17 protein-coding genes are annotated in these 14,232 nt (G+C 48.2%); 8 read left to right on the forward strand and 9 right to left on the reverse strand.

What is annotated here, in order from left to right; translation table 11 throughout:
- The first annotated feature begins 137 nt into the window (after positions 1-137).
- Positions 138-1,700, forward strand: coding sequence for an FAD-binding domain-containing protein (locus H6G50_RS10815; protein ID WP_190716030.1), 1,563 nt, complete (start codon positions 138-140; stop codon positions 1,698-1,700).
- 45 nt (positions 1,701-1,745) lie between these two features.
- On the forward strand, positions 1,746-2,468 hold the full coding sequence (locus H6G50_RS10820) for a Uma2 family endonuclease (protein ID WP_190716032.1): 723 nt from the start codon (positions 1,746-1,748) through the stop codon (positions 2,466-2,468).
- 59 nt (positions 2,469-2,527) lie between these two features.
- On the opposite strand, the gene H6G50_RS10825 is transcribed toward H6G50_RS10820, so the two are convergent.
- Both H6G50_RS10825 and H6G50_RS10830 read right to left on the reverse strand, forming a co-directional pair.
- A complete protein-coding gene (locus H6G50_RS10825; RefSeq protein ID WP_190716034.1) occupies positions 2,528-2,731 on the reverse strand; it encodes a hypothetical protein in 204 nt (67 codons plus the stop codon).
- A gap of 87 nt (positions 2,732-2,818) precedes the next feature.
- The gene (locus H6G50_RS10830; RefSeq protein WP_190716036.1) at positions 2,819-3,538 is read right to left on the reverse strand and encodes a manganese catalase family protein; all 720 of its coding nucleotides are present in this window, start codon (positions 3,536-3,538) and stop codon (positions 2,819-2,821) included.
- 201 nt (positions 3,539-3,739) lie between these two features.
- Between H6G50_RS10830 and H6G50_RS10835 the strand changes: the two genes are divergently transcribed.
- The 3 genes from H6G50_RS10835 to H6G50_RS10845 all read left to right on the forward strand — a co-directional run bounded on the left by H6G50_RS10835 (position 3,740) and on the right by H6G50_RS10845 (position 5,055).
- On the forward strand, positions 3,740-4,495 hold the full coding sequence (locus tag H6G50_RS10835; RefSeq protein WP_190716038.1) for a nucleotidyltransferase domain-containing protein: 756 nt from the start codon (positions 3,740-3,742) through the stop codon (positions 4,493-4,495).
- A gap of 323 nt (positions 4,496-4,818) precedes the next feature.
- Positions 4,819-4,908, forward strand: coding sequence for a cytochrome b6-f complex subunit PetN (gene petN, locus H6G50_RS10840; protein ID WP_190716040.1), 90 nt, complete (start codon positions 4,819-4,821; stop codon positions 4,906-4,908).
- A gap of 3 nt (positions 4,909-4,911) precedes the next feature.
- Positions 4,912-5,055, forward strand: a complete 144-nt coding sequence (locus tag H6G50_RS10845) for a hypothetical protein (RefSeq protein WP_190716042.1) — start codon at positions 4,912-4,914, stop codon at positions 5,053-5,055.
- Positions 5,056-5,134: 79 nt separating this feature from the next.
- Here the strand turns inward: H6G50_RS10845 and amt are convergent, their stop codons facing one another.
- From amt to H6G50_RS10860, 3 genes are all read right to left on the reverse strand, one after another.
- A complete protein-coding gene (gene amt / locus H6G50_RS10850) occupies positions 5,135-7,735 on the reverse strand; it encodes an ammonium transporter (protein ID WP_190716044.1) in 2,601 nt (866 codons plus the stop codon).
- Positions 7,736-8,003: 268 nt separating this feature from the next.
- The gene (locus tag H6G50_RS10855; RefSeq protein WP_190716045.1) at positions 8,004-8,441 is read right to left on the reverse strand and encodes a hypothetical protein; all 438 of its coding nucleotides are present in this window, start codon (positions 8,439-8,441) and stop codon (positions 8,004-8,006) included.
- Between the two features lie 261 nt (positions 8,442-8,702).
- Positions 8,703-8,927 carry a hypothetical protein gene (locus H6G50_RS10860; protein WP_190716047.1) on the reverse strand — a complete coding sequence of 75 codons (225 nt, stop codon included), beginning with the start codon at positions 8,925-8,927 and terminating at the stop codon, positions 8,703-8,705.
- Between the two features lie 253 nt (positions 8,928-9,180).
- Here H6G50_RS10860 and H6G50_RS10865 point away from each other — a divergent pair, with 253 nt between their 5' ends.
- Entirely contained in the window at positions 9,181-9,849 is a 669-nt protein-coding gene (locus H6G50_RS10865; RefSeq protein ID WP_190716049.1) for a Fe2+-dependent dioxygenase, read from the forward strand.
- A gap of 382 nt (positions 9,850-10,231) precedes the next feature.
- Positions 10,232-10,666: a peroxiredoxin gene (locus H6G50_RS10870; RefSeq protein WP_190716051.1), complete on the forward strand. Its 435-nt coding sequence runs from the start codon at positions 10,232-10,234 to the stop codon at positions 10,664-10,666.
- A 43-nt stretch (positions 10,667-10,709) separates the two neighbouring features.
- Here the strand turns inward: H6G50_RS10870 and H6G50_RS10875 are convergent, their stop codons facing one another.
- Genes H6G50_RS10875 through H6G50_RS10885 form a run of 3 tightly spaced genes read right to left on the reverse strand, consistent with a single transcriptional unit; the run spans position 10,710 to position 12,357 of the window.
- Entirely contained in the window at positions 10,710-11,321 is a 612-nt protein-coding gene (locus H6G50_RS10875) for a cobalt-precorrin-8X methylmutase (protein WP_190716053.1), read from the reverse strand.
- The gene (locus tag H6G50_RS10880) at positions 11,318-12,091 is read right to left on the reverse strand and encodes a DUF1868 domain-containing protein (RefSeq protein ID WP_190716055.1); all 774 of its coding nucleotides are present in this window, start codon (positions 12,089-12,091) and stop codon (positions 11,318-11,320) included. Before H6G50_RS10880 ends, H6G50_RS10875 begins: the two co-directional genes overlap by 4 nt.
- Positions 12,092-12,141: 50 nt before the next feature.
- Positions 12,142-12,357, reverse strand: a complete 216-nt coding sequence (locus H6G50_RS10885) for an NAD(P)H-quinone oxidoreductase subunit O (RefSeq protein ID WP_190716057.1) — start codon at positions 12,355-12,357, stop codon at positions 12,142-12,144.
- A 151-nt stretch (positions 12,358-12,508) separates the two neighbouring features.
- On the opposite strand from H6G50_RS10885, the gene H6G50_RS10890 reads away from it, so the two are divergent.
- Complete coding sequence (locus H6G50_RS10890; RefSeq protein ID WP_190716059.1) at positions 12,509-13,849, forward strand: MFS transporter; 1,341 nt, start codon at positions 12,509-12,511, stop codon at positions 13,847-13,849.
- A 52-nt stretch (positions 13,850-13,901) separates the two neighbouring features.
- Here the strand turns inward: H6G50_RS10890 and H6G50_RS10895 are convergent, their stop codons facing one another.
- Entirely contained in the window at positions 13,902-14,225 is a 324-nt protein-coding gene (locus H6G50_RS10895; protein WP_190716061.1) for a DUF433 domain-containing protein, read from the reverse strand.
- Positions 14,226-14,232 lie beyond the last annotated feature (7 nt).

Consider the following 14,232-nt stretch of genomic DNA (forward strand, 5'->3'; position numbering starts at 1 on the left):
AAATAATGCTATATCGAGTCAAACTAACCAGCGTTGATAGGTTATTTGTTCGGTATCCCGAACCCCCATCCTACCCCTTATCACCCTAATAAAAAGCGTTATAATTAGTTAATAATGCTTGCCTTGATTTCCCTAATATGAACTTACTTTGGTTTCGCCGAGATTTGCGCTTAACCGATAATGAAATTGTTGCTCTCGCCGCTGAAAATAACGCTAGCGTTCTTCCTTTTTTCATTATCGATCCTTGGTTCTATCAATGGGAAGATGTGGGACAGGCAAGAGTCCGATTTTTGTTTGAATCGTTAGAAGACTTACATAAAAACTTACAAAGACGGGGGAGTTATTTAACCTTATTTGAGGGCAATGCGGTTGAGATTATCCAACAATTAACCCAATATTTCCTCGATCGCGAACAATCCCCCAAACTCTACTTCAATCGCGACGTACAGGTTGAATATGGGGTAACGCGCGATCGCGAAATCGTTGAGTTCTACCAAGCGTCTAACCTCGATTATCACCTCGGACTCAACCATTTTCTGCAACTAAAAGACGATCGCGATCGCTGGTTCTCTGAATATTATACCTATCAACGCGCCACTCCTTATACGTCTCCGAGCAATATTAATACGCCGCCACTCTCCATTCCCATAAAACAACTCTCCTTTCCCCAACTCAAGCGCAAATATCGCGAGTTTTGGCAGATGAAAAAAGTTTATTTTAAAGGGGGAGAATCGCGCGCGATGGCTACTTTAGACTCTTTTTTAGAGCGCCGATTTGAAGGCTATCATTGGAAACTTTCGCGTCCTTGGTTAGCACAACGGGGCGCAACTTCGCATCTTTCGCCCCACCTCACCTTTGGCACAATTTCTACCCGCGAAGTTTATCAGCAAACCAAAGCAAGAGCGGTACAATTGAGCCACATTCCCAAAGTAGAGTTTAGTCTAAAAAACTTTCGCGATCGCCTGCGCTGGCACGATAGTTTTACCCAACGCTTGTACTTCTATCCTGAAATCGCCTACCAGAACCGCTATCCAGAATTTGACGACTGGTATACGCCCGCCCAATTGTCCCCCCAAAAACAAGAATTATTTCAAGCTTGGCAGGACGGAATGACAGGATTTCCGTTAGTTGATGCGAGTATGAGACAGCTTAAAGTTATGGGCTGGATGAACTTTCGGATGCGAGCGATGTGCGCGACGTTTTTAACGATTAATTGCGGTATTTCCTGGCATCACGGCGCGCGTCACTACATGAATTATTTAGTCGATGGGGATTTAGCGATCGATAATTGGCAGTGGCAAATGCAGGCGGGAATTACCAATCCCTTAAGCGAGACTTTCCGCATTTATAACCCCAATAAAAATATCCAGGAAAAAGACCCTAACTTACGCTTTATTCACCATTGGGTAGAAGAACTGAAAGTGTATAATATCTCCGATATTTTAGCGGGAAAATATTTAACGGAGAGCGCCTACCCCAAACCTATCCTCGATTGGTCGCAAACTCGTAAAATTAACGGTAAAATCGTCTCTAACCTTCGCAAGCAAGTGAAGGAACGATTGCTCGCCGAGGGAGGAGAAGAATACGATAATGCTAAGGTTGCTAAGCGAACCGTAGAAAAATATCGGCAGTATCAGGAGCGGGAGTACGCTCAAATGAATTCTAATTTAGATGAGACTGCATCGCGCTTTTCCAGTTAACCTCCTACCGTTATAATTAAAGTTAGTTTATTTGTACCGATCGCGATGGTTGCCCAACTCCCCAAAACAACCGCTTCTCCGATTGTCTACCCCGATGATGACGGCTTACCCATGTCCGACAACACGCTTCAGTTTGAATGGATTATGACGTTTTACTACAACCTCGATTGGTTGTTTGCCGATAGTCCCGAAGTGTTTGTGGCTGGAAACTTACTGTGGTATCCCATCGAAGGACAAGTGAAAACGCGCCAAGCGCCCGATGTCATGGTTGTTTTTGGTGCAAGAAAAGGCTATCGAGGTTCCTACAAACAATGGCAAGAGAAAAATATTGCCCCTCAAGTCGTGTTTGAGATTCTCTCTCCCGGCAATACGCAAACGGAGATGTCAAAAAAACTGCTCTTTTACAACTTCCACGGAGTTGAAGAGTATTATATCTATGACCCGCACAAGAACGAACTGAGCGGTTTAATACGTCCCGAGCAGTCAGAAATACTAGAAACAGGAGCGCCATACCTTCAAGTCATCGAAGAAATGCAAGGGTGGACGAGTCCGCGTGTGGGGATTCGCTTTGAGTTAAGCGAGGAAACGTTGCAGGTGTATCGTCCTGACGGCGAACCTTTTGCAACCTATCTCGAAGCCCAACGGCAACTCGAAGAAGTTCGCCAGCGCGCCGAACAAGCTGAAATTGCTTTAGCCCAGGAACGACAAAAAGCTCAACTGTTAGCAGAAAAATTGCGGCAGATGGGGGTTAATCCTGATGAATTGTAGGTAATGCTTCCATCGTTTGACATCATGTCAGAGCGAAGAACTTTCGCTCCTTACAATTGTCATTTTTCTAAGATATCCGAACTGCTTTCCTCCGCAAGCGTCGCCTTGTCTCCCCAGAACAGCGTCTGGAAAATAGAGCCAAAAAACCAAAGCGAACCCAGAACTAAGAAACAAATCATTAAGGGAGCTAAGCCTGCAAACGGCGCTAAAATCACCGAAAGCAATAAAGAAAAGAGGACAAATTTATTGAGCGGACGGTTCATGAGTTTTCTTTGTTAAAAAATAAAGCGCGATCGAAGTTTTGGTAAAACCGCGATCGCACCATTCTATTTACAGAACAAATCCTTAGACTAAGAAATCTTCTGTTTTTCGTTAAGATCGGCGTTCATCGGATCTGCAATATAGCGAAAATCGGGTTCTTTATTCCAGGATCCGCGCTCGTCAGTTCCTTGCTTTCCTTCTGTCGATAAATTGTAGTAAATATCGACGGTTTCATCAGGTTTAATATTCCCGAAGAAGGGGTCAGTTAGCTTCCCTAAAGATTCCAGCGCATTCATAAACATTTTCGTGTGCGAAATTTCGCGAGTCAGTAAATGAACGAGCATTTCTTTACTATTTTCATCGGGAGCCATTTTAATTAATGCCTCATAAGTTTGGCGCGCCCCTGCTTCTGCTGCAATATTTGCCCGCAAATCGCGTACAACATCGCCGCCTTCGTTGAGGTAGCTAGCGCTCCAAGCCACACCTTGAGAATCTAAAAAGTGGGGACCTTGACCGCGCACGGCAAACAAAGTGCTTTTAAAGGCTTCAGTTTGATCGACATTTTTGGTATGAACTTCGATCATTTTGCCAATCATTTCTAAGTGGCTGAACTCTTCAACGGCGATATCTTGTAGCATATCTTTGATGCCGGGATTCTCGATATGAAAAGATTGTACCCAGTATTGCAAAGCTGCCGAAAGTTCCCCCGTTGCACCGCCAAACTGCTCTAGAAGCAGTTGAGCAAATTTCGGATCTGGATCCTTGACATTAATATCCTTATGGATTAACTCTTTTTTGTGAAAAAACACGCTACTTGGTTCTCCCTCTGGGTAATAAAAGTCTGACCCAGTTGCCCGCCAATTGAATTCTAACGATTAGGGAGCTAAACTGGTGTTCATAACTCTAGGTTAAACATCTATTTTCGATCGCCCCTCCCTCGAAATGCAGACTTTAGCGATCGCCGCTCGATAGATATGTCTAACTATTGAAGGACGACAAGTTAAAGCCCTATGCACATCCCAACTGCACAACTGTTACGAGTTACAGCATCTCAACCTTACCCGCTCTTATTTGCCAGTCTCAGCGGGGCGCACCTCTACGGGTTTCCCTCCCCAGACTCCGATTTTGACCTACGGGGCAGCCATCTGCTTCCCCTACGCGAAATCGTCGGGTTGTACCCCCTTCGCGAAACTATTGAGGTTTCTGAAGTGCGGGACAATACTCTCGAACTCGATCTCGTTACTCACGATGTCAAAAAGTTGTTCGAGATGTTGCTGAAAAAAAATGGCTATGTTTTGGAGCAGATTTTCTCGCCTCTAGTTCTTCATGCTGCCCCCGAATATGAAGAGTTAAAGGCGATCGCAAAAAGCTGTATCACGCGCTATCATAGCTATCACTATCTCGGTTTCGCGCGGACGCAGTGGCGAGCATTCCAGCAAGAAGACCCCCCGCGCCTTAAACCTTTGCTTTATGTTTACCGCACGTTGCTCACCGGAATTCATTTAATGCAAACGGGGGATGTTAATGCAAATTTAATCGAACTCAATGAAGAATTTAAGCTGAGTTATATTTCTGAATTGGTCGCTCGAAAGTTACAAGGACAAGAACAATCGACGTTAGCGAGTCAGGATATCGAGTTCCATCAGCGGGAATACGAGCAACTGCAAGCTCGCTTACAAGCAGCCGCAGAAGAGACTTTTTTACCGGTCGTCCCCTCAGCGAAAGCAGCATTGCACGATCTATTAGTGCGCTTGCGTTTATCTTAGAATCCCCTTTTTGCGGGTTTGCGGCACAAAGGCGGGTGGAAATCGAAACGGGAGCAGGTCAAACTTGCGCCGCGATCGCCCTCATCCCCCGGCCCCTTCTCCCAACCTTGGGCGAAGGGGAGTAGCCTCAAAGTCCCTCTCCCAAAGTTGGGAGAGGGATTTAGGGAGAGGGCGACAAACGTGACTTGCTCCCATCGAAACAGACCGTTCAAAATAGCTGGGAGTCGCCTGGGAAGCTCGCTTTGAATTCTGAATTTTGGCTTCCGCCTAATGATAAGATAGAAGGTAACTTGTTTGAAATCGATGGTTTTAACGCAAAACTTATGGATATCTTGACACTGGGTTGGGTTGGATTGCTCTCGCTGTTTACATGGTCGATCGCGATGGTTGTCTGGGGACGAAACGGGTTTTAGATTGTGGAAACGAGTTCAATTCTCAATACCCTCTTTTTAGCTGCGTTGGGGCTGCTCGTCCTCGTTAGCGCCGGTATTGCGTACTTAACCATCATGGAGTGGCGCGATCGCCGCCGTCAAGACCGCGACAAAAAATTGAAAAAATAAACGAGGGTGGGATAAATCGCCGATACCCCCTTGCCAAGAAGCCCGATTTATGCTAAGAATCGGGCTTCTCTGATTGAGATTAACGCTGCTGCACCGGAATTTCGATATTAAACTCCGCGCCTCTGCCCAACTCCGAATGACAAGTCATCTCGCCGCCGTGCCGTTCGACGACAATTTGATAGCTAATCGATAGCCCCAAACCCGTCCCCTTACCCACAGGTTTAGTGGTGAAAAAGGGATCGAATAATTTCTGAGTTACGTCCGGTTCGATACCGGGGCCATTATCGGCAATTTTAATCCCAATCCGGTCTGGCGCGATCGCGCGCGTTTCGATCCAAATCGTCGGCGCTTTATGCCCGTTCGATTTCCACCCATCCGCCCAAACACTTTCGAGCGCATCAATCGAATTGCTCAACAAATTCATAAACACTTGATTGAGTTGTCCCGCATAGCATTCAATTCGCGGTAACTCCCCATAATGCTTCACAACATTCAATCCCGGACTGTCGCTTCCCAGTTTGTGGGCAAAGTTCTTAAAGCGATTTTGCAAAATCATCAACGTACTCTCAATCCCTTCATGGATATCAACCTGCTTCACCTCCGCTTCATCCAAGCGCGAAAACGTGCGCAGCGAAGCCACAATTTCTTGAATGCGTTCTGCCCCCACCAACAAAGAATCTTGTAACTTCAAAAAATCGTCCCTAAGAAACTCCAGATCGATATCTTCGATAGTTCTTTTAATCTCTGAAGGCGGCGTGGGATACTCTTGCTGATAAAGCGAAACTAAATGCAGCAAGTCTCTAGCATAATTCTTCGCATAAACGAGATTGCCGTAAATAAAATTAACGGGATTGTTGATCTCGTGGGCGACACCCGCCACCATCTGCCCCAAACTCGACATCTTTTCGCTTTGAATTAACTGCGTTTGCGTGCGTTGCAACTTTTCCAACGCTTGTTCCAATTTTTCGCTTTTCTCGCGCGCGCGAGCCGTTTCCTCCGCCTGCTTGCGTTCGGTAATATCGCGCAGCGTACCCATATAAAACGAACGCGAACCCACTTGCACGCGAGCTAGACTAACTTCCAACGGAAACACCGCACCACTCGCCCGATGTCCGACAACCTCCGACCAAGACCTATCCAATAACTTGCTCAATAAACGAGCTTTGTTGGCAATGCTACTCTCCGACCAACCCATTAATTTATCGATAGGCATTCCGATGAGTTCGGAGCGGGAGTAGCCAAAAATTTTTTCAGCACTGGGATTAGCACTAATAATTTCCAGTGTTGGCGTAGAAAACGTGATAATCGCATCGCTCGCGGCTTGGACGACTGCTTCAGTGCGCGTTACAGCCTCTTCCATCGCTTCCATCACTTGATTGTAGCGAGAGGCAATGCGTCCGACATCCGTGAAGGGTTCGACGGGAACGCGCAGGCTTAAATCTTTGGTCAGCGCTTGCTCTTCCATTGCTTCGAGCAGCGCGTAGGTTTCTGTTGTAGCGCGGTGTTCGGATACATTCAGTCCCATTTCTTCTTCATCGGGAGAAACGCGCAAGCCGAAGATAGTATTAATCGCGTAAACCAAGACGAAGGTTACGCCAAAAGCCCACAGAAAAGCAGCGCTAATTCCCCACAACTGCACGCCTAATTGCTCCGCGCGCGTCAGTCCCGTCTGCCAGCGTTCCGGGTCTCCAAAGAGTGCCACGGCGAGCGTTCCCCAAACGCCAGCGCCGACATGAACGGCAACAGCATCCACCGCATCGTCAATGCGAAAGCGCTGTAAGAGCAGGCTGACCGCGATCGCGATAATACTGCCGATCGCGCCAATAATCGCGGCATCGGTTGTCGAAACAACATGGCAACAGGCAGTAATCGAAACGAGTCCGGCGAGGGAACCATTCACCATCGACTCGACTTCCGGATGCTTGCGCAGCATCCAGGAAAGCATCGATCCAGAAACCATACCCGCAGAACCCGCGAGAATAGTTTTAACGATAATTCCAGCGACTTCGTAATTGAGGACGAACAGACTGCCGCCGTTGAACCCCAACCAACCAATCCAAAGCAACATCGCCCCCAATACCGATAAGGGAAGATTAGCACCTTGGATTTTCCGAACGGCTCCATCATCGGCAAAACGTCCCATTCTCGGCCCGACAATCAGTAACACCGCCAGGGAAACCCACCCACCGACGCTGTGAACGACCGTCGAACCCGCAAAATCAATGAATCCCATCTGCTTGAGCCAGCCGAGGGAAGGGTCGGTATGCGTGCCTTTCCAGGCCCAGTGACCGAAGATGGGGTAAATCAGCCCCGAAATGAGAACGGTAACGATTAAGTAAGCCGGAAATTTAAGACGCTCGGCAACAGCCCCCGATACAATCGTGGTCGCTGTGCCGCAATACATCATCTGGAATAAAAAGTAAGTTGCTATGGCCGGAGCGGACTCGACGCTAAAAGAGAACCCAGTCGAACCAATCCACCCCGAACGAGAAACTCCAAACATTAAGGCGTATCCAAAACCCCAAAATAATAGGGCGGAAACGCCGAAATCTGCTAGGTTCTTAACAGCAACGTTGATGCTATTTTTTGAGCGCGTGAGTCCCGACTCCAGGCACATAAAGCCTGGTTGCATCAGAAAAACCAAGCCAGAGCAACCAATCAGCCAAAGAGTATCAATCACTGCAAACTTGCTCTATCTTGGGACAGTTTCTCTATTCTGAGAGACTTTTACGGAATTCGGCTGTACTCTTGGATACAAACAAGCGAAATTACAGCACGTTTCGATCGAGTAACAGTACGTTCCCGAACAAAACCGTCCCCAAGTTATTAGGAACGGTTTTGTCGTCTTACTGAGAACCTTCGGGGACAGCTAAAGAAAGTGCTGAAGTCGGCACTTCCAAGAGTCTCCCTATAGCGCTGCGAGATTTACGAATTTCGCAAGCAGGCTCCTAGTTTTTACTCTCTTTCTTAGCTGCGTCGCCTGCTTTCTCTGCTTCGTTGCCTGCTTTTTTAGCTGCGTCGCCTGCTTTCTCTGCCGCGTCGCCCGCTTTTTTGGCTGCGTCGCCCGCTGTTTCCTTCGCTGCCGCACCGGTTTCTTTAGCAGCTTCGCCTGTTTTAGCGGCGCTATCTTTTGCCGCAGCACCAGCCGCAGCACCCGCTTCTTTAGCCGCTTCGCCCGCTTTAGCCGCGCTTTCCTTAGCCGCAGCACCCGCTTCTTTAGCCGCTTCGCCCGCTTTAGCTGCACTGTCTTTCGCTGGCGATTCAGTGCTTGCCGCCGGACTGGTGGTTCCTGCATCTGGCGTTGCGGTGTCGCTGGTTTGAGTGCAAGCACCGAGGGTAGCAGCTAAGCTTATCGCTAGAAACAATTGGACGGTCTTCGATCGCATGATTTTAATCCTCACACATTGATTTTATTGATTTTAATGATTGGCGACTGGCACTCTCACGAGAGCGTTCAGTGAACCCAAATACCCCGCTCGGTTGAAACTAAGGATATTCTGGGTTCGGCGACTTAACCGTATTAAGTTTTTTGTCGAACCAATTGCCAAAAATTCTACTATATCAGTCCGAGTACAGCAGCAAAAATCAGGATAAATCATCTAAAGACGCGCAATCATTTCTACTACTTCATCAATGCGCGCCCTCAATTAGCCTTCGCCGCCTTCACCCCCTTCATCATTCTTTTTCTCGGATTCCTTTGTAGCGGGAGTGCTTTGACCGCCTTCGTTACTTTTTTGCTGAGACTCGACTTTATCGGGCGTGCTACCGCCGCTTTCGCCTGCTTCTGGGGATCCCCCACCGGAACCGCAAGCGACCAGCGTCGCAGATAAGCCTAAAGCCAGGAACAATTCAACTGTTTTGGAGTGCTTCATTTTCTATTCTTGCCTTACACATTGAGTCGAGCGTGTCAGTGTTCGGGAGACAGCCTAATTTTGTCTACCTCGGACAACTCTTAGTAATAATTCTCTTTTAAATAATAGAGTAACTAAGAGATTTTGCAGCAAAGATAATGAGGGATAATCGGGAATCGTCGAATTTATAAGGATAAAAGAGCGATCGCGCGTTGCTGTCAGCAGGAAAACCTGGGACAATCGCCAAATCCTATAATGCTAATAGTTCTCAAAAATGATTCTCCTGATGGATGGCGTGCTTGCGCTGGAAGAATTAGACTCGCTCAAAGGTTTGCTAGAGCGCGTCGTTCCCGTCGATGGTAAAACGACGGCGGGATGGTACGCCAAGAGCGTTAAAAACAATTTACAACTCGATCGCGATGCGCCCGAAACCCAGGAAGCACAGGAGTTCGTCTCCCAAGCGTTCGCTCGCAACGCCCTCTTTCAAGCCGCCGTAAACCCGAAGAAAATTCATACAATCCTCTTCAGTCGCTACGATCGCGGGATGTCCTACGGAACCCACGTCGATAATGCTTTCATGGGCAAGGAAGCATTCTGGCGCGCGGATGTTTCCTTTACCTTATTTCTCAGTCCGCCCGACAGCTACGAAGGCGGCGAATTGGTTATTGAGGAGGGCGACGGCGAACGCAGCTACAAACTCGAAGCGGGTTCGGCGATTGTGTATCCCTCCTCTAGCTTGCATCGCGTCGAAACCGTTACGGCGGGAACGCGATGGGCGGCGGTGGGCTGGGTGCAAAGTCTGCTGCGCGATCCCCGCGATCGCGAACTCCTGTTCGACCTCGACACCGTGCGGCGATCGATCTTTGCTAAAGAAGGAAAAACCTTAGAGTTCGATTTAATCTCGAAAACTTACTCCAACTTACTGCGGCGCTGGGCAGAGTAGTAGGGGGTGATGGGGGAATGGTGAATTATGAATGATGAGTGATGAATTATGAATGGTGAGTGGTGAGTGATGAATTATGAGGGGTGATGGGGGAATGGTGAATTATGAATGGTGAGTGATGAATTATGAATAATGAGGGGTGATGGGGGAATGGTGAATTATGAATGGTGAGTGATGAATAATGAGGGGTGATGGGGGAATGGTGAATTATGAATGGTGAGTGATGAATTATGAATGGTACGTGGTGAGTGATGAATAATGAGGGGAGATGGGGTGACGGGGTGATGGGGGGATGAGGGAATTGGTATGACCTTAAGACTTTTTCGGTACAATTCAAAGGAATCTCAATAAAAACCCTGAAATTAAAACGCGCAAGATTATTATGGCTTTAAAAGCAGGAACCAAAGCACCTGAATTTACCACCACCGACGACATGGGCAACACCGTTTCTTTATCCGATTTCGCCGGAAAAGTGGTCGTCCTGTACTTTTATCCTAAAGATGACACTCCCGGCTGTACCAAGCAAGCCCAAAGCTTCCGCGATAACTACGAGCAGTATCAGGGAAAAGATATGGTGGTGCTGGGCGTGAGTATGGACGATGAAGCGTCCCACCAAAAGTTCAAAGAAAAGTACGGTTTGCCGTTCCAGTTGCTGGTCGATAGCGATGGGGCAATTACCAAAGCGTATGATGTCGAAGGCGGCGGCTATGCCAAGCGCGTTACTTATATCATCGATGGGGAGGGGACGATTACCCACGTCGATGAGAAAGTTAATACCGCATCCCACGCCCAGGATGTTTTAGCAACGTTAGGTTAATTCGCTCCTCATGACTTCGTAGGGACGCTCTTATACAGCGTCCCTACATCTGTTCCGAGGCGAGAACGAGCAACGCATTAACAATCGCCGCTGCCACCGGAGAACCGCCTTTACGCCCTTCAACGCGAATTTGAGGAACGGGCGTATTTTTTAGCGCTTGCTTGGCTTCAAGGACGGAAATGAAGCCGACGGGCGCGCCGATGATGAGGGCGGGTTGGAAGGTGGAATGGGGGAGTTCGGCGCACAGTGCGAGGAGGGCGGTGGGGGCATTGCCGATCGCGTAAATGGCTTCGGGATATTGCTCGAAACAGCGCAGCAAGCCGGTTTCAGTGCGAGTTTTGCCCCCCTCAGCGACGGGAGCGCGATCGACGGCAATCATAACGGGATTTTGCGTGGTTTTCGCCACCATCCCCACAATGCCGCGTTCTACCATACTGACATCGACGACGATAGGAACGCCTTGTTGGAGGGCGTTAATTCCGGAGGAAATCGCGCCGGGACTGAATTGCAGCAGGTGGAGAAAGTCGAAATCGGCGGTACTGTGAATGACGCGCCGCGCGATCGCGTATTCTGCCTCATTCAAGGAATGATCGCCGACTTCGCGATCGATCGCGGCAAAACTTTGAGTGAGAATCGGATGATTCAACTCGCTCAAAGGGCTAATTCCGGCCAATCCGGTTCTCGATAGAAGCGATTCATATGATCGAACTTGCACAACTGCACGCGCGTCGCAAGGGGCGAAGGCAGTTCGATTTCGAGCCATTCTTCGTTCAAAGCGCTCAAAACCTCAGCAACGCGATCGCGGTCTAAATTCGGTGAAATTTTGCCAAAATAACCGAGAGTAATATGACCCGTAAAATCGTACTGCTGTTCGATTCCCAGACGCATCAACTCCGAATTTTGATAGAGCGTGCGGCGCAGATGCAAGATGCGATCGTAACCATCCTCGCTTTGCGGGACTAAAGCCGCCATAATCGCGCGAGGACGCAGCATCAAGCCCAGCACTTGTAAGGGAATCGGTCGATCTTGGCTGACAGTGGGGGCGCAACGAGTAAAAGATTGCGCGATCGCCGCGCGCAACTGCTCCTCATAATTAGGTTGTTGCTCGACCGCTTCGCGATAAGCTTCATCCCAAATCAAATCGGCCACCGTCAAATGAAAGCTATCCGGATTGACGGGAACTATTAAACCGTCATCCAACTGCTCGATCAGTTTTTGCTGCGCTTGTGCTAGTTGAGTGGTAAGGGCGGCAACTTCTTCGCCCCCTTCCCATAACGGCACGACAACGCTGTAACCCGGGAAAGAAACGGCTTTCCCGTCCTTAAACTTCGGTGAAGTTTGCAACCCTGCTAATTGGGAGCGAAGGGTAGTGTGGCGAGTCAGTCGCGCCACGCGATTGAGATAAATCGGATAAGAATCGTCCAAGGTAACTTAGGGTGTTGAGGACTGCAACGAAAATTGAAATGAGAGCCAGATTAAGCGGCTTCGAGTTGGTCGAGACGCAACCAAATATTGGGAGTTGGCACGTAAAATTTGACTAAGGCGTACTCATCGTTTAGTTCGAGGATTTCGCCTTTGCTTTCAAACAGATAAGACGAAAACCGGTTATCGCTGGCTTTCGCTTCGAGACTATTATCTAATTTCTCGCGCGAGACGCGCACAAAGCTTCCTTTCTTCAGTTTGTCAGCCATAACGGAGTTAAAAAGGTGTCCTAGGTTTGATTTTGACACGATTTTGCATTTGGGAGAAGCACGAGAGCTTATTTGCCTTAAAAGAAACGGCAGTGCTTCAGGGGAGTTGGAAAACCGCCTATCATAACATTAAGTGTGCCGATTCAGATCGATGACCGCCATGCCTCGATTGCTGGAATGTTTAAAAAATCCCCAATTTGCCAGACTTTACCTGGCACAAACTATTAATTTGGTTGGAGATGCTTTTACTTGGTTGGGGTTAGCACTGTTAGCTTTTGAGGTTGGGGGTGGGAAGGCGGCAGCGATTTTGTCTGGGGCGCTGACGCTGCGAGTGATGGCGTTTGCGATTTTGTCGCCGGTTGCTGGCGCGATCGCGGATCGGTGCGATCGCAAGCAGATGATGATACTGACCCATATTTTACGCGCGATCGCGGTGTGTTTGTTTCCCTTTGTTACCCAAATCTGGCACATTTACGCCCTCGTGCTGGCGCTCAATGTTGTGGGTGCATTTTTTACCCCGACTTATACCGCAACTATTCCCTTCGTAACGGGGAAAGATGACTACCCCAACGCGATCGCGCTTTCGAGTACGACTTATCAGTTACTCGGTGTTTTAGGGCCGGGTTTAGCCGGAAGCGTTGCGGCTTTTGTCGGTACGCGATCGGTATTTTTCATCGATGGATTGACTTTTCTCAGTGCCGCTTTTTTACTCCTCACTTTACCCGGAAAACTCGCTGTAATTCAGCCTCAAGACGAACGCAGAACCATCGGCAAAATGTTCAAAGACCTGGGTCTCGGAACGAATTGTCTATTCAGCGATCCACCGATTCGTTACGCCCTTTTCGTACAACTCGTAGCCGCCATTTCTGGCGCGCAAATTCTGGTCAATACTGTTAGTTACGTTCGGGGAACTTTGAACCTCGGAAAAGTCGAATATGGATGGGTAATGGCAGCCTTTGGGATTGGGGCAACGATCGCGTCTGTGGGCTTAGGAAACTTAGATCGCTCCTATCGAAAAACTAAGTTCGTAGGCATCGGTATCATCTTACTCACTTTAGCGCTCCTGCCTGCTAATGTTGCTAATTTAGGAGGATTGCTAGTATTGTGGGCGATCGCGGGAATCGGACAAACCCTCGTCAATCTTCCCACTCAAACCTTAATAGCCGATCGCGTTGCGGTTGAAATTCAAGGAAGAGTTTACGGCGCTCACTTTGCTTGGAGTCACTTATGGTGGGCTTTTTCCTATCCCTTAGCTGGATGGATGGGCAGTCATTTTCCCGCCCAAAGTTTTTTCTATAGTAGTTTGATAAGTGCTGTACTACTAATCCTCGTTCGTTTTGCCTTCAATCCAACGCGGGGAAGAATGGCGAATAACGGACTGTGGCACGAACACGAACACATTCACGACGAACACCACGCTCACCACCGCTCAACAAATGGCACGATACCTACTCATCGCCATCTGCACTTTCACCCCGAATTGACTTCTTAAAAAAATTAACTTAGATAGCAAAAGAACTGTTCGTCTGCATATAAACGAGCCATTATTCTTCATTCTCCCAAATAGCTGTCGCTATTTCCTCTGTATAGGCTGCCGCATAAACCCAAGCATTGGCTAAGTCGGTTGCAGACAAAGTTGGATAGTCTTTCAAAAGTTGAGCTTCGCTAATCCCTAAATCGCGAGCATTAACTAAAACCCAAACAGGGATTCGAGTTCCACTAATACAAGCATCTCCACCGCATACCCCTGGGATTTTCTCGATTCCACGCCAAGAATTTCCTAAACTTCGAGCGAGGATTTGAATTGCCTGTACTTTCTCGTTTGGCGTTAAGGCAAGTAATTCGGGTTCTAACTTTTGAAGCGTCATCGCATTA

Origin of the sequence: Oscillatoria sp. FACHB-1406, assembly GCF_014698145.1 — a bacterium.
GTDB lineage: Bacteria > Cyanobacteriota > Cyanobacteriia > Cyanobacteriales > Spirulinaceae > FACHB-1406.